Raw genomic sequence first — 23,747 nt, forward strand, 5'->3', positions numbered from 1 at the left:
ATCTCATTAATTAGCTTTAAGGCTTTTAAAGAAGTCAAACTTAAAACAAAGGCTGCTAAATGCTTTTAACAATGTAATCATTAAAGAAATCATTAACATTTTCTTTTTTTACAGATATTATAGGGCCTTCGTCGACTTTTACGCAAACACCATTTTTACAGTCTCCAAGACAAAAGGAAGCTTTAATTTCAACCTTGTCTTCTAAATTATGTTCACTAATAAGCTTTTGCAGCATATGAACTATGTCATAAGAGCCCTTTAAATGACAGCTGCTGCCTATACATACAGTTATGGTCATATATCTCACCTCTAACAGTAATTAATATACAAAAAGTATAACACCTTGTTATTTATTTATCAAATTAAAATTTTATAGTAAAAACCTAGTAAGTTTGTTTTACTGTATTATAGTTATAAATCCACTTGCTATAAGGAATAATAGAAAAATATTCTAAAAAAACCGTATCTAATAATATATTATTAAAAATTAAAAAAAGGAAAAATTATAGAGTTGTTTGAAAGAAATTTTAACAATTGTTATTATCCAATTAGGGTAAATACAAATTCACTTAATAAAGAAAATTAAAATAAGGAGCGATAATTATGTTATATTGTGATCAATGTAATTATTATAAAACAGCTCGTATTAAGAGTCAGAATATCAGTAAATGCATGTGTGAACTTACAGGTTTTGTTTTTCATAAAAAGCCTGAAGAGTATAATCTAGAAAAGTATCCATGCTATTATTATGAACTCAAAACAAGAAAAGTTGAGAAGGAATATTTAGTGGCAGCCATATAATGGAGTCCACATGAGTTATTACTTATTGATAAAAATTTGACTAAAAAACTTCAATGATTTATTATTGTTTTGTAAGTAAATCTACATGCATTATGGAGGATTTATGAATACAATACAATTTAAAGAAGTTAATTGCAAAAATTGTTATAAATGTATTAGAAGTTGCCCTGTTAAAGCAATTTCCTTGAAGAACGATCATGCACAAGTAATTGAAGAAGGTTGTATTTTTTGTGGAAAGTGTCTGCAGGTATGCCCTCAGAATGCTAAGAGCGTTAGAAATGATGTGGACAAGGTAAAGAGCTTTGTGAATAAGAAGCTGAAAGTATATGCGAGTATAGCTCCTTCCTTTACAGCAGCATTTAATTTATCTGATTTAAAGCAGGCTTATTCTGTATTTCAGAAGCTTGGCTTTGCATATATTGAAGAAACAGCTGTTGGAGCTGCCGTAGTATCAAATGAATATAAAAAGCTATTAGAAAAAAAGCATATGAGAAATATTATAACTACAGCATGTCCTACTGTAGTTAATTTAATTGAAAAACATTATCCAGAACTAATTGATCAAATGGCACCTGTGATATCTCCGATGATAGCTCATGCAAAAATGCTTAAAGAACTATATGGCTCAAGGATAAAAGTGGTGTTTGTTGGTCCATGCCTTTCTAAAAAGGAAGAAGGCAGGGAACTTCATGAGGAAGCTGTGGTAGACGCAGTAATAACCTTTGAGGAATTAGAGCAGTGGATAAAGGATGAAAATTTAAGCTTTGATACTCAAGAAGAAGCAGAGCTTAAAGATGTACATTTTAATTTTAATGCAAGATACTATCCTGCCCCTGGAGGCATAATTAAGTCACTTGGAAATACAAGAGAATATAAATACAAAATGCTAAAATTTGATGGAATAGATCGCTGCATAGATGTTTTAGAACAAATAAAACAAGGAAAAGTTAAGGACTATTTCATAGAAATGAATAGCTGCAGTGGGGCATGTTTAGGCGGGGCCTGCATGAATTCAGATAATCCCGGTTTTTTAGGACTTAGAGAAAGGCTGCTTGAATATATTAATAAATCAAGTTCTAAGCCTAGCAGATTAAATACCTATGAAACAAAGGTTGATTTAGTAAAAAATTTTAAGGATAGATCAGAAACTTATCTTATACCAGATGAAAGTATAATTAGAGATATTTTAAGAAAAGTAGGCAAATTCACTAAAGAGCAGGAATTAAATTGCGGCGCCTGTGGATATAGCAGCTGCAGAGATAAGGCTATTGCAGTTTATAACAAAAAAGCTGAGCTTCATATGTGTGTTCCATATATGAGGGAAAGAGCAGAATCTATATCAAATGTTATAATAGGTTCAACTCCAAACGCTATTTTTGCTTTGTCTGAGGATCTTACAATTCAGGAAGTCAATGTGGCTGCAAGAAAGCTTTTTAAATTGGAATATGCGGAACTTCAAAATAGAAATATTTTTGAGGTTTTAGATTGTATAGATATTATTACCGTAAATGACACTAAAGCTAATATTTTAAATAGTAAATATGTATATTTAAAATATGATGTTGTAGTGGAACAGTCTATTTTATATTTAAAAGAAAATAATATGATAATTATAATAATGAAGGACATAACTAAAGAAGAAAAACAGCTAGAAAAGATAAAGAAAGTCAGAAATGAAACTGTAGATATAGCACAAAAGGTTATAGATAAACAAATGAGGGTAGCACAAGAAATAGCAAGTCTTTTAGGTGAAACTACTGCAGAAACTAAGGTAGCTCTCACAAAATTAAAGAAATCAATACAAACGGACATGGGTGAAGATAAATGAGTATCTTTGTTGATGTTGATTATGCTAGCTTAAAAAAATATAAAGAAGAACTTTGCGGAGATAAGGTTGAGGTAATTAGAAATGAAGATTCTGTAATAATTGTACTGGCTGATGGACTTGGCAGCGGAGTTAAAGCTAATATACTTGCAACCTTAACTAGTAAAATAATCGGAACAATGCTTTCAATGGGGTCAAGCCTTGAGGAAGCAGTTGAAACTATTGCTTTTACACTACCTGTTTGCAAAGTAAGGGATTTAGCTTATTCAACCTTCTCAATACTTCAAATATATGAAAATGGAGAAGCCTATTTAGTGGAGTTTGATAACCCCTCCATTATAAGACTCAAAAGTGGAAAGTTTGAGGCTATAGAAAAGATTAATAGAGATGTAAATGGAAAGTTAATTAAAGAAAGCAGATTTATAGTTTCACCTGAAGATATCCTTGTTTTAGTAACTGATGGTGCAATTCATGCTGGTATAGGAGAGTGCCTTAATTTAGGCTGGCAGTGGGATAACCTTAAAGAATATACACAGCAAATTTATAAGAAGGATATTTCAGTGAAAAATATTTCTAATATTATTTTATCTGCCTGCGACAGCCTGTATTCCGGAAAGCCAGGAGATGATACCACTGTTGTAGCTGTTAAAGCTCGTAGCGCTTCCCCGGTAAATATTTTAGTCGGCCCTCCTTTAGATAGAAGTCTTGATGAGTATGTTGTAAGAAAATTTATGAAGGAGGAGGGAAAAAAGGTAATCTGCGGAGGAACCACTGCACAAATTGTCAGCAGAGTAATTGAAAAAGAAATTATTACAAGTTTTAATTATATAGATCCCTCTATACCACCAACTGCAAAAATAGAAGGGGTGGAGTTAACTACTGAAGGTGTACTTACCTTATATAAGGCACTTGAATATGCTGAAAAATATATTTCCTCTGATAATATAATGGAAGATCTAGTTAATATTAATAAGGAAGACGGAGCTTCTAAACTTGCCAAGCTTTTATTAGAGGAAAGTACATCCATACATTTTTTTGTGGGAAGAGCAATTAATCCGGCACATCAAAATCCTGAATTTCCTTTAAATTTAGGGATGAAGCTTAAACTTGTTAATGATATGGAAAACTGCCTAAAAAGTTTAGGGAAAAGTGTAATCGTAGAATACTTTTAATCACAAGGGACGGTTCCTTATGATTTGATTCTTATGATTTCACAGGTGATCACACCTTAAGATTTAAGATTTGCATAGAATCATTAGGAACCGTCCCCTATAATTTGTCGAAGTGGTGAATATTATGAATGTAGCTATGCAAACTATTGAGCTTAAGTTATTTAAGCCTGGTTTACTTAAGCGAGAAATAATTGATGAGGCTTTAGAGAATTACACTAGGGCTTATGAATATTTAATGGGTAAAGCTTCAAAAGAAATTGATGTTATTGAGGAAAGTTTTAAAGACTATAATAGAAATTATAGAGCTAATATAATATCTAAATGGATAGATAAAGATACCTTAAAGGGTTTAAATGTATTTAATATAGAACCCTTTAAGGATTCACTTAAATTAGATTTTTCTAGCACCATGGCTGGCTTTCTTAGCTTAAGATCAAAAAATAAAAGTGTAAGCTTTCCTGCTAATAATGGTTCAAATCTTAGGCCTATATTCTTTTGCAGATATTCTAAAGTAAGAAATTACAGTTTATTATATGATGCGGAAAAAGATAGGTATTATGCAAAAATATATTTAATGAATGTGAGAAATAAAAAAAGGAAAAGGACTACCAAAACTTATAATAATGAACTTAAGTACTTGGATAAAAATAAGGAAGTATACAAAGAAGGTACCGGTAAAAAAACTTATGTGATTTTCACATTGGCCTTTGGAAAATGGCAGGAGAAGTATCTAAAGGATGCAATTTATAATCCGGAAATTTTAAAAACCGCAAGACTTATAAAGCGTAAGAAGGAATACTATTTATCTATTAATATAGTTAAAAAAGTAGATATTGTAGAAACGGTAAATTATATGGGAATAAGCAGGGGTAATGAAAGCGCTATTAATTATGCGGTAGTTGATTATAAAAGCAGTTTAATTTGTGAAGGTCATGAAGAAATACAAGATAACATTACTGAGGACATGTTAAATAAAATTGCTAATAAATTAGTAAAAGTTGCACTAAAAAATAGATGCCAGGTAATTATGGAAAAGCTTATTGATAGGGGAGATAACTTAACCTTTCAAAATAAACAGGGAAAAAGCTTTATACCCAAAATTAATTGCAGTGATTATAATAAACTGTGTAATATAATGACCTGCAAACTAATGGGCAGCGGACTAAAAAATGTAATAAGGGTTAGTGGGGTCAGCATTTTTTATACTTGCCCATATTGCTATAATAAATCAAAGTCAAATAGATTTTCAAAGGAGATAATGTTATGTACCTCTTGCGGCAGGTCAATTAATATAGATAAAGCAGGAAGTCTAAATTTATCAAGAAGACTATTACAATATAAAAATGAGAAGATTAAGGTTTTAGTGGAAAGTACTAAAAATGGAATTAGATTTATTAATAAAGATTTAAGGCTTGAATATTATCCAACTAATCCCTTTGACTGTTACGATGAATTTATGAAGGTATTAGATGCTCTTATTGAAAACTTTTATATTAATATAAATTTAGAAAAAGAAAGCAAAAACTATAAAAGGAAATTAAGCTTAATTAAAAAAATAGAAGCAAATAAAAACAATTTTCAGCTAATAGATGTAACAAACAGTTAACTAACTTTGTGGTGTCATAGCTGCCGCACCATGTCTAATATAAATAATAATTTATATAAGACTAAAACCTGCAGAGCAGGAATGCACGGCATTAAAGAGCAGCTATCTAAATATTAAAATAATGACAGCCACATGAGTTATTACTTAATTTGCATCAGTCTATAAAACCGTAAATTCCTTGTCAATTGTAATCTTTGCATTATATTGAGGGTAATATTTTTTAACCTCTGTATCTATAGCTTTTTTTAACTTATCTTCAGACTCATTATTTAAACCTCTACTTTGTTCTACCACCAAATCAAATATTAAATTTTTATACTCGCCTTCACCAACCACTCTGAAATCATGCATGGATTTAACCTTTGGAAAGTTTTTAAGAATTTCCTCTAAAAGTTCTTTTGCCTTACTTACTTCCTTGCTTTCAGTATTAATAGGATCCATATGAATTACTAAATAAATATTTAATTCCTTTGAAAGCTCTTTTTCAGCTTTATCTATTATTTCATGAATAGTTACAACTGAAATATCATAAGGTATTTCCGCATGAATTGAAGCCATGCAGCGGCCGGGGCCATAATTATGAATTACTAAATCATGAACACCGCTTATATGATCGTATTTCAAAACCCCACTTTTAATACCTTCTACTAACTCTGGATCAGGAGCTTCTCCAAGTAATGGATTTAAGGTATCCTTTGTAAGTGAAAAACCCGAGTATAGAATAAATAGAGCTACAAGCACTCCAAGATAACTATCTATAGGAAAAGAAATCCACCTTGAAAGTAAAAGGGATATGGCAGTTATACTTGAAACTATAACATCAGCTAAGGCATCAAAGGAAGAAGCTTTTAATGCCTTAGAACTAATGGAATTTGCAATAAACTTATTAAAACTGCTGAGCCAGATTTTAACTATTACAGAAGCTAAGATTAATATAAAAGGTATAAATAAAAAATGAATTTTTACAGGATGTAATATTCTATTAAAGGATTCTTTTATAAATTGAAATCCTACAAGCATTATTAAAAAGGAAACTGCTAGTGCAGATAAGTATTCTATTCTGCCGTGACCAAAGGGATGTTCTTCATCAGCTGGCTTATTAGATAGCTTAAAGCCAACTATGGTTATAATTGATGAGGCTGTATCTGTTAAATTATTAAAGGAATCAGCCGTAATTGCTATACTGTGAGTTGCTAGTCCTACGAAAAACTTTACTAAAAACAAAAGAGCATTTAAAGTTATACCAACTATCCCACCTAAGTATCCATAGGCACTTCTTACCTTTTCATTTTTTATATTATTACTATCCTTAATGAATTTTGAAACTAGAAATTTTGAAAACATAGTATGCACTCCTGTTCAAGCATATTAAACAAACTTCACTATTTACATTGTTACTTTTAACGTTTTAATATAGTATATTATACCAAAGATGAAAACAAATTTATTAAATGGGTAGAAAAAATATATATTTATTTGTTATACTTTTAATATAATTTGCGATAAAAGCTAACATTATGTAATAACAAGTCTAGAAAATACATAGGGGGAATAAAAATGGAGCAGGAACTAAAACTTGCAGAAGAGTTAATTGATTTTATTTATGAAAGTCCATCTGCCTTTCATGCTGCCTTAAGTGTAAAGAATAACTTATTAGAAAAAGGTTTTACAGAATTGAAAGAAGAAGAGGCTTGGAAGCTTAATAAAGGCGGAAAATATTTTACAACTAAAAATGACTCCGCAATTATTGCCTTTGTTGTTGGAAAAGGAAACATTGAAGTAAATGGCTTTAAATTGATCGGAGCCCATACAGATTCACCTAGCTTTAGAATTAAGCCAAGGCCGGAAATAGTATCTGAAAATAATTATGTTAAGCTTAATACTGAAATATATGGTGGGCCCATATTAAGTACTTGGTTTGATAGGCCACTTTCAGCTGCTGGAAGAGTTATTTTAAAAGGTAAAAACATACTTAATCCTGAAACAAGGCTTATTAATATAAACAGACCTATATTAATAATACCTAATTTAGCTATACACATGAACAGAAATATAAATAAGGGTTATGAGATAAATGGCCAAAAGGATACTCTTCCACTTCTATCAATGATAAGTGAAGGCTTTGAGAAGAACAATTATCTATTAAGTGTAATAGCAAATGAGTTAAAGGTAGATATTAAGGACATATTAGACTTTGATTTATACCTTTATGAATTTGAAAAAGGTAAAGTTATAGGTTTAAACAATGAATTTATATCCTGCTCCAGATTGGATGATTTAGCTATGGTCCATGCAGGCATAAAAGCAATCACAAATGTAGAAGCTTCGGAAGCTACCAATGTTATGATAGCCTTTGACAACGAAGAAGTAGGAAGTCACACTAAACAGGGAGCTGATTCTGAGGTGCTTTCCAATATTCTAGAAAGAATAGTTCTTTCATTAGGTGGGAACAGAGAGAGTTTTTTCAGAGCTATTTCAAAAAGCTTTATGATATCTGCAGACTTAGCACATGCACTTCATCCAAACAGCGAAGAAAAGGCGGATCCTGTTAATAGACCGATAATAAACAAGGGACCAGTAATAAAACTAGCAGCAAACCAAAGCTATACTACTGACAGCAACACTGCAGCAGTTTATGAGCAAATCTGCTTGAAAGTTGGTGTTCCGGTACAGAGATTTGTTAATCGATCTGATTCACCAGGAGGCTCTACCATAGGCCCAATTACTTCCACACATCTTGCGATTCGCTCAGTAGATATGGGTACTCCAATTCTTGCAATGCACTCTGTAAGGGAGCTTGGTGGAGTAATGGACCACAGCTATGCTATAAAATCTTTTGAAGAATTCTATAGAATTTAAAAATGCAACATGTGGCACGAGGAAGTTTCTCGTGCCACATTTGCTAAAATAATGCTAATCATTAAGTATTTTCTATTTGCATTTTACAAGTTAATATGTTAAAGTACAATTTAAGATTATTAATTTAAATTACAATTAAATATCTACCTAGGGTAGAGGTGCCGTAACTATTAGTAACCATTCGGAGCGGGTACGCCAAAATGCATGGTAAAAGGAGTTATGGCCGAAGGAAGTATATTGACAGGTATGTTTCCTGGCAATGCATAAAATATATGTATTGCTGTCACTATGAAAATAGTGGAGAGCTACAAGGTACACAGAGTTGTAAAATACTATTGTATTTAATGCAGCAAGGGTGTTCCTTTGCTGCATTTATTTTTTTATCCAGCAAAAAACTATTGCATAAAGATTCAAAGGAGGACAAAATATGAGGGTTGTGGTTCAAAAATATGGCGGAAGTTCAGTAGGAACAATTGAAAAAATAAAGCAGGTTGCAAGCAGCATTATAAAGCGCAAGGAAAAAGGAGACAGCCTTGTTGTTGTAGTATCTGCAATGGGAGATACTACTGATGAGCTTATAGCATTAGCAAAGAAAATAACAGATAATCCTGACAAAAGGGAGTTAGATGCACTGCTATCAACTGGAGAGATGATTTCTTCATCCCTTCTTGCAATGACACTTAAGGATTTAGGTTATGATGCTGTAAGTTACACTGCCTATCAAATTGGCTTAAAAACGATTGGAAATTATGGTAAGTCCTTAATAGATGATATTGATGGAAGTAAAATTCGAAACAGTTTAAAGGAAGATAAAATAATAATTGTAGCTGGTTTTCAGGGTGTAAATGAAGAAGGAGATATTACTACCTTAGGAAGAGGGGGCTCTGATACCACAGCTGTTGCTATAGCAGTTAAGTTAAATGGAATCTGCGAAATATATACTGATGTTGATGGAATATACAGCGTTGATCCTAGAAAATATAGCAAAGCAAATAAAATAAAAGAAATCGATTATGAGGAAATGCTTGAACTTGCGAGCCTTGGTGCTCAGGTAATGCATTCAAGATCAGTGGAACTTGGCCAAAAATATGGTGTGCCAATTTATGTAGGGCTAAGTAACAGTGATATTAAAGGAACAGTAATTAAGGAGGTATATAATAAAATGAATATGGAAGGAAAAGCAGTAACTGGCCTAGCTACGAGTGATGATGATGTAGCAATAACTATTGAAAATATTAGCTATGATATAAATGTATTATCAAACCTCTTTGAAGGATTAGCAAGCAGAAAAATAAACATCGACATGATAAGTCAGACTTCCCCAATAAATGAAAGAGTGAATATTTCCTTTACAGTTCCAAAAGAGGATTTGAAGGAAAGCATGGAAGTGGTGGGGATTTATGCCAAAAAAGATTGTATTAGTATAGATGAAGATATTACAAAGTTTTCTATGGTGGGAATTGGTATGAAAACTACTTCAGGAGTTGCTGCGAAGATGTTCAAGCTTTTTAGCAAGAATAACATTAAGGTAAAGATGATAACTACCTCAGAAATTAGAATTACCTGTGCTATTAAACAAGAAGACAAGCTTAAAGCAATAAATATTGTTGCAGAAGAATTCAATTTATAAATATTTTAAGGAGGTACCCAATGCAGTTTTTTGGAAATGTTAAAATAGAAAATAATGAGTTAGTTATAGGAGGGGTAAGTACAGTAAAACTAGCTAAAGAATATGGTACCCCACTTTATGTTATTGATGAAGCCTTCGTTAGAACTAAATGTAAAAGATACCTCAGTGCTTTTAAGGCATTAGAAGCTGGAAATAGAGTTGCCTATGCTGGAAAAGCTTTTTTAACCTTAGCTATGTGCAAGTTAATAAAGGAAGAAGGTCTTTGTCTTGACGTGGTTTCAGGCGGTGAACTATATACAGCAATTAAAAGTGGTTTTCCCATTGAAAAAGTATATTTCCATGGAAATAATAAAACCCTAGAAGAAATAGAATTTGGCATAAAAAATGGAGTTGGAAAGTTTGTAGTAGATAACTATTTTGAAATTGAAAAGATAAATGAAATTGCTAAGTCAGATAATAAAATACAAAAGATATTATTGAGGATAACTCCAGGTATAGAAGCCCACACCCATGACTATATAAAAACAGGGCAGATAGACTCAAAATTTGGATTCTCCATTTTAAATAATGATACTTTAGATGCTGTAAAAAGGGCCATTGAGCTGCCTAATATAGAACTTATTGGACTTCACTCGCATATTGGGTCGCAGATTTTTGATATTGAGCCCTATGAGGACGAAGTAGTGATTATGTTAAAGCTTATTTCTGATATAAAAGAAAAGCTTCATTATGAGATACAAGAATTAGATTTGGGGGGCGGCTTTGGTATTCATTATAGAGAAGGGGATAAACCTAAGAGTATAGAAGATTTTTGCTCCTCCATTATCAATAAAGCAGAGATAACTGCAAAAACTTTAAATATTAACCTGCCCAGTCTCACTATTGAGCCTGGTAGATCAATAATTGGAAAAGCTGGAACTACCCTTTACACCATAGGTTCCATAAAAGAAATAGAAGACATAAGAAAATATGTTGCAGTAGATGGTGGAATGACAGATAACATTAGGCCTGCACTATATAAGGCTGAGTACGAGTGTTTGCTTGCAAATAGAGCTGAAGATAGCACTAAAGAAAGGGTTACTATTTCAGGAAAATGCTGTGAATCAGGAGATATACTATTAAGTGATGTTAGTTTACCTAAAGTAGAAAGTGGAGATATTTTAGCAGTTTTGTCAACTGGTGCTTATGGGTATTCCATGTCCAGCAATTATAATAAAATACCAAAGGCTGCTGTAGTATTTGTTAATGAAAAGGAAACTCGGCTTGTTTGCAGAAGACAAACCTATGAAGACTTGATAAGTAATGAGATATAATAAACGTAAAAATTAAGAAATAATTACAATTCAGCTCCAGTCATTATTATACATTGACTGGAGCTTTTAATCGATAAAAATTTATTGATAAACGATAACAATTATGTTATTCTATACTCATACAACACTTATATCCCATAGCGGATTAAGATGCCCCAACATTCCGAAAAAAGACAAGTCAAATGCTGAATAATGTTTATTGGAGGAGATAATCTATGAAGATAAAATTAATTCAACCGGAAATGGTGCCAAGGCCTATGGATACAAAGCTAAAAACAAGAATGGCGCCTTCTTTAGCATTACTCACAATAGCAAACCTTACGCCAAAAGAGCATGAAGTAATTATTCAAAATGAAAATGTTGAAAAGATAGATTTTGATGAACCTGTAGATTTGATAGCAATTACCGTCACTGTGGATGTAATGAATAGAGCAGAGGAAATATCCAAGGAGTTCCAAAAACGTGGAGTAACAGTAATTGCTGGAGGTATACATATTACAGCAGATCCAGAGGGGGTTCTGAATAGCTTTGACGCAATATGTGTAGGAATGGCTGAGAGAGTATGGACAAAAATCCTTAAGGATAAAGAAAATAATGATCTTAAGAAGATATATTATGATATGGAGAATATTATTGGGAAAGAAATGATAGCGCCAGCTTACGACATTATTGATAATAAAAAGTATTTATATACTAACATAATTAGTACAAGTAGGGGATGTCCTTTTAAATGTGATTTCTGTTATAATAGCTGCAAAAATGTACTTGAAACTTGTATTAACAGGCCTATAGATGATGTAATAAAAGACATTAATGCACTAAAAACAAGGCACATAATGTTTATTGATGATAATTTTATTGGAAATCCCAAATGGACAAAAAAATTATTAGAGGAAATAAAACCTCTTAAACTTAAGTGGAATGCAGCGGTTACTTCTAATATATTGGAAATGCATGAATTATTAGATGATATGAAGGAGGCAGGTTGTCAAAGCTTATTTATAGGTTTTGAAAGTATAAATAGTAAGTCATTAGATAGTGTCCATAAAGTGCAAAATAGTGTGAATAGATATGAGAAACTTGTTGATGAAATCCACAAAAGAGGAATAATGATAAATGCAAGTTTTGTTTTCGGATTAGATGAAGATGATGTCTCTGTTTTTAAGAGTACATTAGATTGGATAGTCAAAAATAAGATAGAAACAGTAACCTCACATATCCTTACCCCCTACCCTGGTACAAAGCTATACTCATCATTAATAGAGGAAAATAGAATTGTAGATTACAACTTATCTAATTATAATACTGCCCATGTGGTGTATAAACCCAAGAATATAACAGCAGAAGAATTATATAATGGCTATTTATGGATATATAAAGAAGTGTACACTTTGAAAAATATAATGAAAAGGCTACCAGAATCTAAAAAACAATGGATTCCATTTTTAGCATTTAATTTATTTTATAGAAAGTTTGGAAAGCTTACTGAATTAATATGCAATATAGTTTCTTTTAGAAATATAGGGAGTTTTTTTAGATGGTTTGCTTATAGTATAAAGTAGGTAGCTGTATTATTATTTCTATTTATAAATTAGGTCTCTTTATAATCGGAACTTAAGTAACGGGCTTCACTAAGAATATTATTTCTGATTTTACAAAAATCTATTATGCTCCTTCATATTTTTTATTTTTATCGGGTATACTAAGTTTTGCATTAAAAAAGTTAGGAGCTGATGGAATGTTCTATGTTTATACAACAGCAGTAATATTCATAGGGTTGTTTATACTATATATATTAATTAGAAACAGAGATATAGATGAACACAACTTGATGGAAGACGTTCCAACCATTAGTATTAATAAAGAAGAATTAGAAAAACACGCTTTAGAGATATCTCAGTATTATTCTGATGTGTCTAAGAAATCTAATTGCAAAAGAAAGCTTATTAAAAGTTTAGATAGAAGCTATGAACAGATAATTAAGGCATATGAAAATATAGATAAACAGGTAAAAAGTAATAATGAGATAGTTCCTGCTGCTGAGTGGATGCTTGATAATCTTTACTTAATAGAAAAAGAATATAAGGATATTAAGCATAGTATGCCCGTGTCTTATTATAAAGGGCTTCCTATTATTAAGAGAGGTATTATGAAGGGGTATCCCAGGGCCTATCATATTGCTGTGGAACTAATTTCTCATTCTGACGGTAGGCTGGACGAAGATACTATTGAAGGTTTTATTAATGCCTATCAGAAAAATACTATTTTACTTATGGGTGAGCTATGGGCTCTTCCCATTATGATTAGAATTGCTCTAATTCAAAATATAAGTAAAATATCAGAAAATATTATTTATACCGAAGAAGAAAAATTAAAGGGCGAAATACTAGCTGACAGACTTATTACTGCAATTAACTCCGGAAAATTAGAAGATGAACTAAAAAAACTGGAGGAAAGAGAAATAAGCTTTAATTCCCATTTAACTGAAAGCTTTATTAAGGTTTTAAGGAATAATGGAGTGGATAATTCAGATATATACAGCTGGCTGGATAAAAGGCTTGAAGTTAAGGAAACTACTGCAGAAAAAATCATAAATATTGAGCATCAAAAGCAGGCACATTTTCAAATCTCTATGGGAAATTCAATAACAAGCATCAGAGAAGTTGGAGCTCTCAATTGGTGGGAAATTTTTGAAAGACTTTCCTTTGTTGAAAAGGAACTCAGAAAGGATCCTTTAGGAATATATGAAAATATGGATTTTGAATCTAGGGATAACTACAGACATAGAGTGGAGAAAATAGCTAAACACTCAAACAATTCAGAGGCTTATGTAGCAAAAAAGGCTATGGAATGTTCAGAAGAGCCTGAGATTAAAGAGGATTATGCAAGGCATGTTGGCTATTATATTATAGATGAGGGCATAGAGGATTTAAAAAAATTAATTAATTATAAGGACTGGTGCTTTGGAAGCTTAGGCAGGACTATTAAGAAAAAGAAAATTAATTTTTACATTGGAAATATAGTTATTAGCACAGTATTATTATGTTTTCTTGTTATTTTAATAGGAGATTATGAATTTAAGTTACCTATTGAAAACTGGCGCTTTGCTGCAGCATTTTTTGCTGTATTAATACCCTGCAGCGAAATAGTAATATCAATATTTAATTGGAGCATAAATCATCTAACAACTCCAAAATTTGTACCAAAGCTTGATTTCAAGGATGGCATTCCTGACAGCAGCAGAACAGTAGTAGTTATTCCTACTCTGCTCAGCAGCGTAAAAAGGGTAAATGAGCTTATAGAAGATATGGAAGTCTATTACCTTGCAAATCATGAGAAAAATCTATACTTTGCATTACTAGGAGATTTTAAAGATAGTTCTCGTCAACATGAGGAAAATGATAATGAAATAAATGAAGCAGCATTAAAGTCAATAAATGAATTAAACAAAAAATACTCTGGAGAAAATGGTGATATCTTTTATTTCTTTAATAGGTTTAGACAATTTAATGAAAAAGAGGGGATTTGGCTTGGTTATGAAAGAAAACGCGGTAAGCTTATGGAGTTTAATGCGCTTTTAAGAGGTGATAATACAACAAGCTATAATGTTATAAGCGGAGATATAAATGAACTTTTAAAGGTTAAGTATGTTATTACCTTAGATGCTGATACTCAGTTATCTATAGATACTGCCAAAAGACTTATTGGAGCTATGAGCCATGTATTAAACAGGCCTTACATTGATTATGATAAGAAACGCATACTTCGAGGAAACGGGCTAATGCAGCCAAGAATAAGTGTAGGCACTTTAGCTGCTAATAAGACTATGTTTTCAAAGGTTTTTTCCGGAGAAACCGGTATTGATATTTATACAACTGCTGTTTCAGATGTTTATCAAGACTTATTTGGAGAAGGAATCTTCACTGGAAAAGGTATATATGATGTAGATATATTTAATTTTATGTTAAAGGATGAGGTTCCTGACAATACAGTTTTAAGTCATGATTTACTGGAAGGATCTTATGTGAGAGCGGCACTTGTAACAGACATAGAACTTATGGATGGTTATCCTGCTTTCTACAATTCAAGCTCTATGAGGCTTCACAGATGGGTTAGGGGAGACTGGCAAATCTTAAGCTGGATAACGAAGAAATCTCCACTCGATTTGCTTTCAAGGTGGAAGATTGTTGATAATTTAAGGCGAAGCTTGCTTGCACCTTCAATTATCATTTTAATTATTTTATCCTTTACAATCTTGCCAAAAGGAGAGACTTGGAATATTGTTGCTTTTTTAGCTGTGCTATGCCCCATACTATTTGATGTTTCAGAATCAGTAGTTTCTCCAATAAAGGGAATAAGTCTCTCTGGAAGAGTAAATACAGGAAAGCTTGCCATTGAACAAGTGTTTTTGATTTTTTGTTTTTTGCCTTATCAGGCTTATTTAATGCTTGATGCTATTATTAGAACCCTTTATAGGTTGTTAATCAGCAAGAAGAAGTTATTAGAATGGCAAACTGCAGCTGATGTGGAGGCTAAACTTGGGAAAAAAGTGGATAATTTTATTAAGGCAATGTGGCCAGGAAGCTTTATTGCAATTATTATAGAAATTTTGGCTTTTAGAGTTTCACTAGAATCTGGGCTTTTAACTATACCTTCAACCTTCTTATGGTTTCTAAGTCCTATAATAGCTTACTACATTAGTAAAGAATTAAAAGTAAGAGAATATTATTTAAAGGAAGAAGAGATAAAGCTTTTAAGAAAGTTAAGCAGAAAAACCTGGGCCTATTTTGAGGACTTTGTAAATGCTGAAAATAATTATTTGGCACCAGATAATTATCAGGAAGAACCACCTAATGGGGTGGCACATAGAACCTCACCAACTAATATGGGAATGGGGCTAACCAGCAATTTAGCAGCTTATGATTTAGGTTATTTAGGAATAATAGAATTTACTGAAAGATTAGATAACATAATTACAAGTATGGAAAGCCTTAAAAGTTATAAGGGACATTTTTATAATTGGTACGACACCAAGACTAAGGAACCCCTTTATCCTAGATATGTATCAACAGTTGACAGCGGTAATTTAGTTGGCTATTTATGGGTAACCTCAGAAAGCCTAGGGGAATATGTACATGAACCTGTTATTACTGTGGAAAAAATACAAGGCCTAGTGGATAATCTTTATCTTTGTGAAGAGGAGCTTCAGTATAAAAATTTTACTGATATTATTGAGTCTTCAAAGAATATAAACATAGATTTAATTTCCTGGAAAAGGTTTCTCTTAAGTATTTTAGATAAGATAAATGAGACTGAAAGCTTAAAAGATTATGATGGATTATATTGGACTCCAAAGCTTAAAGCTTCAATTAATAATTATCTAAATGAAATTGAAAGATTCTTTCCATGGGTTGTAGTGGTTAATAATGTAGTAGAGAATAATGACGAACATGTACTTACTCAAGAGAATACTACTGCAGGCGGCAATAAAAGTAATGAAGAAAAGACAGATGGTTTAAAGCTTATGGAAAGATTAATAAGCCTTCCAGCCGTTGTGCCTTTTAATGAAATCCCGTATGAAATTGATAAGCTGCTTAATGACATTGAGAATATACAGGATGGAAATAGTAAAGTTAAGCTAAGGTTATTATTAAATACTGGCAAGGAAGAGGCTGCTAAAATAATTGAAAAAATTATTGCATTGAAGAGTAGGTTAAATTTAATGGCAGATGGAACTGATTTTAAAATGCTGTATAGTAAAAAAAGACAGCTTTTTTCAATCGGTTATGATGTAGAAAAGGATACCTTGGGAAACTCTTACTATGATTTACTTGCCTCCGAGGCTAGGCAGGCAAGTTTTATAGCTATTGCAAAAGGTGATGTAGAGCAAAAGCATTGGTTTAGATTAAGCAGGGCAATGACAATTATGGGAAAGAGTAAGGGACTGGTTTCTTGGAGCGGGACAATGTTTGAATATTTTATGCCCCTTTTAATTATGAAAAACTATCCTGATGCCTTACTAAATGAAACTTATTTAGCTGTAATTGAAGGGCAAAAGAACTACTGCAGCAGTAGAAAAATACCATGGGGTATATCTGAATCAGCCTTCTATGCCTTTGATTCAGCTCAAAATTACCAGTATAAAGCCTTTGGTGTTCCAGGAATAGGATTAAAGAGAGGCTTATCAAATGAGCTTGTGGTTTCACCTTATTCTACAATATTAGCCCTGCAAATTGATCTTTTAGGTTCTGTAGATAATATTAAAAGGCTCATAGCAGAAGGTTTGGAGGGAAGATATGGCTTTTATGAAGCCTTAGATTACACTAAGGAAAGAATGCCAAATGGAAAAGATAAAGCCTTAATTAAAAATTTTATGGTACATCATGAAGGTATGAGCCTAATGTCATTTGATAATGTACTTAATAATAACATTCTTAGAGAAAGGTTTCATAGAATTCCAAATGTTAAAGCTACTGAGTTATTGCTGCAGGAAAGAATATCTAACAAGGTTGTTTATGATAGGGAGCAGCAATTTGATAGCTTAAGTACAAATCATAATAATCATAACATCGCTTTCCGAAGCTTTAAAACTGCTAAAACGGATATGCCTGAAGCACATCTTTTATCAAATGGAAGCTACTCAATAATGATAACTAACAGCGGCAGTGGCTACGGAAAGCTTGAAGACATGACAGTTTATAGGTGGAGAGAGGATGTTACCTTAGATAATACAGGGCTATTTTTCTATATAAAAAATCTAAATTCCAATGAATATTGGAGCTCCTCCTATGAACCTGCAAGGCGGGAGGGAGATAGCTATGAAGCTATTTTTTCCTTAGACAAGGCAGAATTTATAAGAAAAGATGGCAGTATAGACACTCATACAGAAATAGCTGTTTCTCAGGAAGATAATGCTGAGGTTAGAAGAATTACGCTTACTAATCATAGTCAGCATTCCAGAACTTTGGAAATAACCAGCTACTGTGAAGTAACTTTGGCTCCTTTAAACGCAGATATTGTACACCCTACCTTTAGTAATCTTTTTATAAGGACTGAGTACCTTGATTATCCCTGCTGCTTAATTGCAAATAGAAGACCAAGGGCAAAGGGACAAAAGAAGCCTCACTTAGTTCAAACTTGTGCAGTGTTTGGTGAAAGTATTGGAACTGTACAATATGAAACCAATAGAGAGAACTTTTTAGGAAGGGGTAGAAATATAGAAGCTCCAGAGGCTATGGACAATGAAACTGTGCTAAAGAATACAGTAGGTGCCGTTTTAGATCCAATACTTAGTATAAGGAAAAGGGTTAAAATAAAACCTGGGGAAACTATAAAAATAGCTTACACTACTGCCGTTTCCGAAACTAGGGAAGAAGCAATAGAGCTTGCAAAAAAATATAATGAATTTAATAATATTAATCGAGTTTTTGAACTTGCATGGACGCAATCACAAGTTGAAATAAATTATCTTGGAATAAAGTCTACTCAAGCTAACTTATACCAATTCATGGCCTCTAATATTTTATTCCTAAATCCAAATCTTAGAGAAAGGGAAGCTTTTATTAAAAATATTAAAAAAGCTCAGCCAGCCTTATGGCCTTACGGTATTTCAGGTGATTTGCCTATAGTATTAGTGCTTATCAGAAATGAGGTCGACCTTGATATTATAAAGCAGGTACTGCATGCTCATGAATATTGGTGTATTAAGGGACTTAAAATAGATGTTGTGATTGTTAATATTCAAAATACCGTTTATCTGCAGCCGCTGCAGGATTCTATTAGAGATATTTTAGCATCGGGACACCTTAGGGATAAACAAAATAAACCAGGAGGGGTATTCCTGCATAGTAAGACTACAATGGCAGCTGAGGACATCGATTTACTTAGGGCTATAGCTAGACTTGTTATAGATTCTGAAAAAAGAAGTTTACTTGAGCAAATAAATGGAGCTTCTGAAAGTGAAGATGAAACGCAGAAGCTAATAACAAAGAAGGGAAGTTATAATATTCTGCCCCACAATTATAAACTGCCGGATTTAATGTATTTCAACGGCCTTGGTGGCTTTAATACTGAAACTGATGAATACACAATAATATTAAAGGATTATAAAAATACCCCTGCTCCTTGGATTAACGTTATTTCAAATAAGGACTTTGGTTTTCATATAAGTGAAAGTGGAGTAAGCTATACCTGGAATAAAAACAGCAGGGAAAATAAGCTTACAGTCTGGTCTAATGATCCAATTACTGATCCAATTACTGAGGCAGTATACATAAGGGATGAAGAAACAGGTGATATTTGGGGCATAACCCCAAAGCCCAAAAGAGATGATGGTGAATATATCATTAGCCACGGCTTCGGATACTCCAGTTTTGCCCATGAATATAATGGGGTTATTGGGGAAATGACAGCTTTTGTACCTCTTGATGAAAGTGTTAAGCTGTGCTTAATTAAATTAAAAAATAATACTAAGGAGGAAAGAAGGCTTTCATTAACCTATTATGCTCAGCTTGCTTTAGGAGTATATCCCCAGCAGACAGCACAATATATATCTACCTACTTAGAGGAGGATAAGGAATTTATCTATGGTCAAAACCCCTATAGTGAGCATTTTGGAAAGGGCCTTGCCTATTTAAAAATTGCAGGAGGAGAAGAAGCAAGCTTTACTGGCAGCAGAACTGAATTTATAGGAAGGTGTGGAAATATAGAAGATCCACAGGCTTTGAGGTATAATGCATTATCAAATAAAGCAGGTTCCGGTTATGACCCATGCCTTGCTGCAAATTCTAAGGTAAAGTTAAGTTCAGGTGAGGAAGTTAACTTAGTAATAATGCTAGGTGAACATGAGGATTTAGACCATATAAAAGCTATAACTAAGACTTATGAAAACTTTGAAACTGTTATTGGAGAGCTTATAAAGGTAAAGGAATTTTGGAAGGAGCTCCTGGGCAGGATACAGGTTAAGACCCCAGATAAAACTATGGATTTAATGTTAAACGGCTGGCTTATATATCAAACCTTATCTTGTAGGTTTTGGTCTCGAACGGGCTTTTATCAATCTGGCGGAGCCATAGGTTTTAGAGATCAGCTGCAGGATTCCATGGCCCTTGGTTTCTTGAAACCTGATATTACTAAAGAACAGATTCTTCAGAGTTCTACAAGGCAATTTTTAGAGGGAGATGTTCAGCACTGGTGGCACCCAGTAGTTAATAGTGGAATTAGAACTAGGTTTTCAGATGACTTGCTGTGGATGCCTTATGTAACTATAGATTACATTAAAAATACAGGCGATTACAGTATTCTGGATGAAGAAACTACCTATTTAGAGGAAGAACCCTTAAAAGAGGGAGAGGACGAAAGATACAAGGTAACCCCTCCCTCAGATAAAAAAGGCAGTATTTACGAGCACTGCACAAAAGCTATAGATATATCTCTAAAGTTCGGCATTCACAATATTCCACTTATGGGAAGCGGAGATTGGAATGATGGAATGAGTACTGTTGGCAATAAGGGAAAGGGAGAAAGTGTTTGGCTTGGCTGGTTCCTCTATAGCATTCTCGATGGTTTCAAGGACTTATGCAAATATAAAAAGGATGATGAAAGAGCAGAAAAGTACAATGAAATACAAAACTTTTTAGCTGTAAATCTAGAAAAAAATGCATGGGACGGCGGCTGGTATAGAAGAGCTTATTTTGACGATGCAACTCCTTTAGGGTCTATTGAAAATGATGAATGTCAAATTGATTCTCTATCCCAATCCTGGTCAGTAATTTCAGGTGCAGCAAGGCAAGGACGAAGGGAAGCTGCAATGGAGGCACTTGAAAGAAATTTAATTAAAGAAGATAAAGGCATAGTTTTACTTTTAACTCCAGCCTTTAATAATTCAAAATTAGAACCTGGCTATATAAAGGGCTATGTGCCTGGTGTCAGAGAAAACGGTGGCCAATATACACATGCTGCAACTTGGGTGGCACTTGCAATGGCTAAGCTGAATTATGGAGATAAGGCTTGGAAAATTTATCACATGATAAATCCAATAAATCATACAAAATCCTATCTAGATTGTATAAGGTATAAGGTAGAACCTTATGTTATAACAGCAGATGTATATAACACTGAGGGTCATGAGGGTAGAGGCGGCTGGAGCTGGTATACTGGCTCTTCTAGCTGGATGTACAGAGTTGGAATAGAGGGAATCCTTGGGCTTAAGCTTAAAGGCGATAAGGGTTTTACAATTGAGCCATCTGTACCAAAGGAATGGAAGGAATATGAGATTGTCTATAAAAAAGGCAAATGCAGCTATAATATCCTAGTTAAGAGAGGAGAAAAGAATGAAGTATATGTGGATGGAAAGCTTATGGATCAGGATTTAATTCCATATTCTGAAGAAGGGGAACATAAAGTTGAAGTGATCATTAATTGACCCTATAATTTTATATATAGTATAGTTTACTTACTTTTCCCATTAAATATAGAAAATTAATAATTTATCTATTGAATAGTATATATATTATGTATAAAATAGTTATAAACTAAAAAATTAAAATTTTCAAAAAATAAAAATTGGAGGGATTTTAATGACAGAGTTAAATCAAATTTACAAATGTGAAGTATGTGGAAACATAGTTGAAGTGGTTCATCCTTCAGGCGGAACATTATCCTGCTGCAATCAGCCTATGAAGCTATTGGTAGAGAACACTACTGAAGCTGCCCTAGAGAAACATATTCCAGTTATTGAAAAGGCCGATGGCGGAGTAGTTGTTAAAATCGGTGCTGTAGAGCATCCAATGATAGAGACTCATTATATTGAATGGATTGAAGTTGTTACAGCTAATAAGGTTTATAGAAAATATTTAAAACCAGGTGAAAAGCCTGAGGCATATTTTAAGCTTGAAGAAGAGGTTCTATTTGCCAGAGAATACTGTAATCTTCATGGACTTTGGAAAAAGTAATAGGTTATAAATTTTTATAAGATTGTCAAAAATATAATTGACAATCTTTTTATTTGAGAATATGATAAAATAAATAATATATTTTGCCGCTTTAAAAAGAAGCAAGTAGGTTTAAAAACAAATTTAAAGAGAGCTGTATTGGGTGAAATTACAGTAATGATGCTTAAACTGAATGGGTCTTTTAGGCTGAAGATGAATCTTTAGTAGTCTTTCACGTTAGTCTTACGTTATAAAGACAGGATATTTTTGTATCTGTAACGAGGAAAGCATTGCTTTTAAATTAGGTGGTACCGCGTATATTACGCCCTATGGTTGAGAAACTATAGGGCTTTTTTTAAATTAATGACTTCATTCATAATTTAAATAGAGGAGGAAAATATTTTGGAAGAAAAGAGAAAAGTAATTTTTAGTGGAATTCAGCCTTCAGGTGAACTCACCTTAGGAAACTATTTAGGGGCTGTAAAGAACTGGGTAAAGCTTCAAGATGCTTATGACTGCTATTTTTGTATTGTTGATTTACATGCTATAACCGTTAAACAGGTACCAAAGGATTTAAGAGCAAGGACCTTAGAAGTAATGGCAATATATATTGCTTCTGGAATAAATCCTGAGAAAAATACTATATTTATTCAATCACATGTACCGGCACATAGTGAAGCAGCATGGTTATTAAATTGTAACACCTACATTGGTGAGCTTAACAGAATGACACAGTTTAAGGATAAATCTCAAAGATATGGTGAATCTATTTCAGCAGGCTTACTAAATTACCCTGTATTAATGGCAGCAGACATATTATTATATCAAACTGACCTAGTACCAGTTGGAAGCGATCAAAAACAGCATCTTGAAATTGCAAGAGATATAGCACAAAGGTTTAATAATTCCTATAGTGAAACCTTTGTTATTCCAGATGGTTATATAGCTAAAAATGGGGCTAAAATAATGAGCCTTCAGGATCCTTCAAAGAAAATGTCTAAATCAGATGATAATCCTAATGGTTTTATTCTAATTATGGATCCTCCTGAGGTAATTAGAAAGAAAATAAGCAGAGCTGTAACAGACAGCATTGGCGTAGTTAATTACTGTGAGGAGCAGCCTGGAGTTAAAAATTTAATAACAATTTTAAGTACAATTACGGGGGAAACAATTGAAGCAATTGAAAGGAAATATGAAGGTCAAGGGTATGCTCAGTTTAAAAAGGATGTGGCTGAAGCAATTGTAAACGAATTAGAGCCAATTCAGCTTAAGGTTAAAGAGCTGCTCTCTAACAAGGATTACCTTGAAAGCATCTATAAAGCAGGGGCAGAAAAAGCTAATTATGCTGCAAGAAAGACCTTATTCAAAATGCAAAAGAAAATAGGTTTTATACTTCCAGCAAGGTAAAATAATATCTTTCAGCTTAAATCAAAATCTTTAAAGAAACCTTGGTAGTATGGTTATCTTAATCATATTTCCAAGGTTTTTTAATAAAAATTCAAAGATAATCTTTTTCAGGTTTAGTAAATAATGTTTTTTTAAAAAATATTAAGGATTTTTTAAAAAATTTGTTAAGTGTATAGAAGAACAAAAAAAGTGACGAAAATATA

General features: G+C 32.8%; 13 protein-coding genes, 1 riboswitch and 1 other annotated feature. Of the genes, 11 read left to right on the plus strand and 2 right to left on the minus strand.

Annotated elements, in window-relative coordinates; all coding sequences use genetic code 11:
• Positions 1 to 55: 55 nt before the first annotated feature.
• Positions 56 to 298: a (2Fe-2S) ferredoxin domain-containing protein gene (locus tag ACJDUG_RS05400; RefSeq protein ID WP_406768881.1), complete on the minus strand. Its 243-nt coding sequence runs from the start codon at positions 296 to 298 to the stop codon at positions 56 to 58.
• 305 nt (positions 299 to 603) lie between these two features.
• Between ACJDUG_RS05400 and ACJDUG_RS05405 the strand changes: the two genes are divergently transcribed.
• From ACJDUG_RS05405 to ACJDUG_RS05420, 4 genes are all read left to right on the plus strand, one after another.
• Positions 604 to 801 (plus strand): hypothetical protein, encoded by a 198-nt coding sequence (locus ACJDUG_RS05405; RefSeq protein ID WP_406768882.1) that lies wholly within the window; start codon positions 604 to 606, stop codon positions 799 to 801.
• Between the two features lie 103 nt (positions 802 to 904).
• Positions 905 to 2,629 (plus strand): [Fe-Fe] hydrogenase large subunit C-terminal domain-containing protein, encoded by a 1,725-nt coding sequence (locus ACJDUG_RS05410; RefSeq protein WP_406768883.1) that lies wholly within the window; start codon positions 905 to 907, stop codon positions 2,627 to 2,629.
• The gene (locus ACJDUG_RS05415; RefSeq protein WP_406768884.1) at positions 2,626 to 3,798 is read left to right on the plus strand and encodes a SpoIIE family protein phosphatase; all 1,173 of its coding nucleotides are present in this window, start codon (positions 2,626 to 2,628) and stop codon (positions 3,796 to 3,798) included. Before ACJDUG_RS05410 ends, ACJDUG_RS05415 begins: the two co-directional genes overlap by 4 nt.
• A 124-nt stretch (positions 3,799 to 3,922) precedes the next feature.
• On the plus strand, positions 3,923 to 5,404 hold the full coding sequence (locus ACJDUG_RS05420) for a hypothetical protein (RefSeq protein ID WP_406768885.1): 1,482 nt from the start codon (positions 3,923 to 3,925) through the stop codon (positions 5,402 to 5,404).
• A gap of 159 nt (positions 5,405 to 5,563) precedes the next feature.
• Here the strand turns inward: ACJDUG_RS05420 and ACJDUG_RS05425 are convergent, their stop codons facing one another.
• A complete protein-coding gene (locus ACJDUG_RS05425) occupies positions 5,564 to 6,748 on the minus strand; it encodes a cation diffusion facilitator family transporter (protein ID WP_406768886.1) in 1,185 nt (394 codons plus the stop codon).
• Between the two features lie 213 nt (positions 6,749 to 6,961).
• Here ACJDUG_RS05425 and ACJDUG_RS05430 point away from each other — a divergent pair, with 213 nt between their 5' ends.
• From ACJDUG_RS05430 to trpS, 7 genes are all read left to right on the plus strand, one after another.
• Positions 6,962 to 8,263, plus strand: coding sequence for a M18 family aminopeptidase (locus tag ACJDUG_RS05430; RefSeq protein ID WP_406768887.1), 1,302 nt, complete (start codon positions 6,962 to 6,964; stop codon positions 8,261 to 8,263).
• A 145-nt stretch (positions 8,264 to 8,408) separates the two neighbouring features.
• A riboswitch (Lysine riboswitch) is annotated at positions 8,409 to 8,579 on the plus strand.
• Between the two features lie 111 nt (positions 8,580 to 8,690).
• Positions 8,691 to 9,893: an aspartate kinase gene (locus ACJDUG_RS05435; RefSeq protein ID WP_406768888.1), complete on the plus strand. Its 1,203-nt coding sequence runs from the start codon at positions 8,691 to 8,693 to the stop codon at positions 9,891 to 9,893.
• A gap of 20 nt (positions 9,894 to 9,913) precedes the next feature.
• The gene (lysA, locus tag ACJDUG_RS05440) at positions 9,914 to 11,206 is read left to right on the plus strand and encodes a diaminopimelate decarboxylase (protein ID WP_406768889.1); all 1,293 of its coding nucleotides are present in this window, start codon (positions 9,914 to 9,916) and stop codon (positions 11,204 to 11,206) included.
• A gap of 215 nt (positions 11,207 to 11,421) precedes the next feature.
• On the plus strand, positions 11,422 to 12,768 hold the full coding sequence (locus ACJDUG_RS05445; RefSeq protein WP_406768890.1) for a B12-binding domain-containing radical SAM protein: 1,347 nt from the start codon (positions 11,422 to 11,424) through the stop codon (positions 12,766 to 12,768).
• Between the two features lie 176 nt (positions 12,769 to 12,944).
• The gene (locus tag ACJDUG_RS05450) at positions 12,945 to 21,629 is read left to right on the plus strand and encodes a glycoside hydrolase family 94 protein (RefSeq protein ID WP_406768891.1); all 8,685 of its coding nucleotides are present in this window, start codon (positions 12,945 to 12,947) and stop codon (positions 21,627 to 21,629) included.
• Between the two features lie 154 nt (positions 21,630 to 21,783).
• Positions 21,784 to 22,158 carry a desulfoferrodoxin gene (locus ACJDUG_RS05455; RefSeq protein WP_406768892.1) on the plus strand — a complete coding sequence of 125 codons (375 nt, stop codon included), beginning with the start codon at positions 21,784 to 21,786 and terminating at the stop codon, positions 22,156 to 22,158.
• Between the two features lie 82 nt (positions 22,159 to 22,240).
• Positions 22,241 to 22,470: a binding site (T-box leader), on the plus strand.
• A gap of 69 nt (positions 22,471 to 22,539) precedes the next feature.
• A complete protein-coding gene (gene trpS, locus ACJDUG_RS05460; protein ID WP_406768893.1) occupies positions 22,540 to 23,544 on the plus strand; it encodes a tryptophan--tRNA ligase in 1,005 nt (334 codons plus the stop codon).
• The last annotated feature ends 203 nt before the right edge of the window (positions 23,545 to 23,747 follow it).

The sequence above is a fragment of the Candidatus Clostridium stratigraminis genome, from assembly GCF_045310675.1.
Lineage (GTDB): Bacteria > Bacillota > Clostridia > Clostridiales > Clostridiaceae > Clostridium_AT > Clostridium_AT stratigraminis.

Excerpts from the sequence above, each read along its gene's own strand:
- ACJDUG_RS05400 (WP_406768881.1), bottom strand. The coding sequence starts at position 298 with ATGACCATAACTGTATGTATAGGCAGCAGCTGTCATTTAAAGGGCTCT.
- ACJDUG_RS05405 (WP_406768882.1), top strand. The coding sequence starts at position 604 with ATGTTATATTGTGATCAATGTAATTATTATAAAACAGCTCGTATTAAG.
- ACJDUG_RS05410 (WP_406768883.1), top strand. The coding sequence starts at position 905 with ATGAATACAATACAATTTAAAGAAGTTAATTGCAAAAATTGTTATAAA.
- ACJDUG_RS05415 (WP_406768884.1), top strand. The coding sequence starts at position 2,626 with ATGAGTATCTTTGTTGATGTTGATTATGCTAGCTTAAAAAAATATAAA.
- ACJDUG_RS05420 (WP_406768885.1), top strand. The coding sequence starts at position 3,923 with ATGAATGTAGCTATGCAAACTATTGAGCTTAAGTTATTTAAGCCTGGT.
- ACJDUG_RS05425 (WP_406768886.1), bottom strand. The coding sequence starts at position 6,748 with ATGTTTTCAAAATTTCTAGTTTCAAAATTCATTAAGGATAGTAATAAT.
- ACJDUG_RS05430 (WP_406768887.1), top strand. The coding sequence starts at position 6,962 with ATGGAGCAGGAACTAAAACTTGCAGAAGAGTTAATTGATTTTATTTAT.
- ACJDUG_RS05435 (WP_406768888.1), top strand. The coding sequence starts at position 8,691 with ATGAGGGTTGTGGTTCAAAAATATGGCGGAAGTTCAGTAGGAACAATT.
- lysA (WP_406768889.1), top strand. The coding sequence starts at position 9,914 with ATGCAGTTTTTTGGAAATGTTAAAATAGAAAATAATGAGTTAGTTATA.
- ACJDUG_RS05445 (WP_406768890.1), top strand. The coding sequence starts at position 11,422 with ATGAAGATAAAATTAATTCAACCGGAAATGGTGCCAAGGCCTATGGAT.
- ACJDUG_RS05450 (WP_406768891.1), top strand. The coding sequence starts at position 12,945 with ATGTTCTATGTTTATACAACAGCAGTAATATTCATAGGGTTGTTTATA.
- ACJDUG_RS05455 (WP_406768892.1), top strand. The coding sequence starts at position 21,784 with ATGACAGAGTTAAATCAAATTTACAAATGTGAAGTATGTGGAAACATA.